This is a genomic window from Serratia sp. 506_PEND (assembly GCF_001076875.1).
In the GTDB taxonomy this organism is placed as follows: domain Bacteria; phylum Pseudomonadota; class Gammaproteobacteria; order Enterobacterales; family Enterobacteriaceae; genus Serratia; species Serratia marcescens.
In genome coordinates, this window is sequence record NZ_JVEL01000179.1 from 1 (window position 1) to 1825 (window position 1825).

The following is a 1825-nucleotide window of genomic DNA, read 5'->3' on the forward strand; positions in this document are numbered from 1 at the left end:
GAAATTCCATTTGATGCGGCGGCTGCCCAGAATGCCGGGCGCCAGACGTTTCAGCTCATTGAACAGCGGGTGGGCGCCGGGGCCGTTAACGTCGATCTTGCTGAACAGCGGGAAACTGACGCCGTAGTTGAGGCTGCAAAAATTGGCGATCTCCAGCGGACTGCCCGGCTCCTGAGAACCAAACTGGTTGCAGGGGAAGCCGAGCACCATCAGGCCGCGCTCGCGATAGTATCGCCACAAATTTTCCAGCCCGCGGTATTGCGGAGTGAAGCCGCACTTGCTGGCGGTGTTGACCACCAGGTAAGCGCGCGCCGGGAAATCGCCCAGCGTTTTTTGCTCGCCCTGCAGCGTGACGCAGGGAATGGATAACAGAGAGTGAATCATGCCGGGGCTCCCAGTGCGTTTCGGCGGGTGCTAAAGCGTTGCAATCAGTATAGATGAGCGGGACAGAAGGGAGAAAGCCGGGGCGAGGCCCCGGTCTATGTTGCGTCAGAAACGGCTATCGACCGCATCCGCCAGCATCGCCAGCAACTGTTCGCTGTCGGACCAGCTCAGGCAAGGATCGGTGATCGACTGACCATAGGTCAACGGTTGGCCGGCGACGATCTTCTGCGTGCCTTCCACCAGGAAGCTTTCCGCCATCACGCCGGTGATGGCGGCAGAGCCGGCGCGGATCTGCTGGCAGACGTTGTCGGCCACTTCCAACTGGCGGCGGTGCATTTTCTGGCAGTTGCCGTGGCTGAAGTCGATCACCAGGTGCTCCGGCAGATCGAACTCGCGCAGGCTGTCACAGGCGGCGGCGATGTCGCTGGCGTGGTAATTCGGCGTTTTGCCACCGCGCATGATGATGTGGCCATATGGGTTGCCGCTGGTCTGGTAGATGGTCATCTGGCCATGTTTGTCCGGCGACAGGAACATGTGCCCGGCGCGCGCCGCGCGAATGGCGTCGATGGCGATGCGGGTGTTGCCGTCGGTGCCGTTTTTGAAGCCGACCGGGCAGGAGAGCGCCGAGGCCATTTCACGGTGGATCTGGCTTTCGGTGGTGCGTGCGCCGATGGCGCCCCAGCTGATCAGATCGGCGATGTATTGGCCGACAACCATGTCCAGGAATTCGGTGGCGGTCGGCAGGCCGAGCTGGTTCACTTCCAGCAGCAGGCGGCGTGCCATTTCGATGCCGCGGTTGACCTGGAAGGTGCCGTCCAGCGCCGGATCGGAGATCAGGCCTTTCCAGCCGACGACGGTGCGCGGTTTTTCGAAATAGGTGCGCATCACGATCTCCAGGCGATCCTGGTAGCGCTCGCGCAGGGCGTTCAGCCGGCCGGCGTAATCGACGGCGGCGTCGAGATCGTGGATCGAGCAGGGGCCGATCACCACCAGCAGGCGGCGGTCTTCACCGGTGAGGATTTTTTCAATGCGTTTACGTGACGCTGTCACGTTATCAGCGATGGCCGCCGAGATCGGCAGCTTGTCCGCCAACGCTTGCGGCGTGACGAGGCTGTCGATGCGCGCGGTCCGCAGTTCATCTGTTTTGTGCATGTTGTTCCCTGGAAACTGTTCTTCTCTGCGGCAGGAGTGCCGGGAAGTGATGGCGATCACAATAACGCAAAAAGCGCTGAATTCAACCGTAGAGATTGTGTTCTGTTGATCAAAGCCGCGAAAAAAAGCACAAAAAAATCAGCTGCTGCTGAAATAAACGGCAGGCGGCGGGGCACGGGGCCCCGCGAGGGAAAGATCAGAACATGCGGCGGCTCATGCCAAGGATGTCGAGGATTTTGGTGGAGATCTCTTCGACCGAATAGTTGGTGGTATTGAGGTAGCGGATCTG

2 protein-coding genes and 1 pseudogene are annotated in these 1825 nt (G+C 60.5%); all 3 read right to left on the bottom strand.

Features of this window, described 5'->3' with window-relative positions:
• Positions 1-384 (bottom strand): glutathione peroxidase (locus tag ADK28_RS04405; protein ID WP_048794987.1); only part of this gene is annotated, 384 nt, incomplete at its 3' end.
• A gap of 105 nt (positions 385-489) precedes the next feature.
• Positions 490-1536 carry a 3-deoxy-7-phosphoheptulonate synthase gene (locus ADK28_RS04410; RefSeq protein WP_015377715.1) on the bottom strand — a complete coding sequence of 349 codons (1047 nt, stop codon included), beginning with the start codon at positions 1534-1536 and terminating at the stop codon, positions 490-492.
• Positions 1537-1732: 196 nt separating this feature from the next.
• A pseudogene (locus ADK28_RS31265) lies at positions 1733-1825 on the bottom strand (phosphoenolpyruvate synthase regulatory protein); the annotation flags it as partial.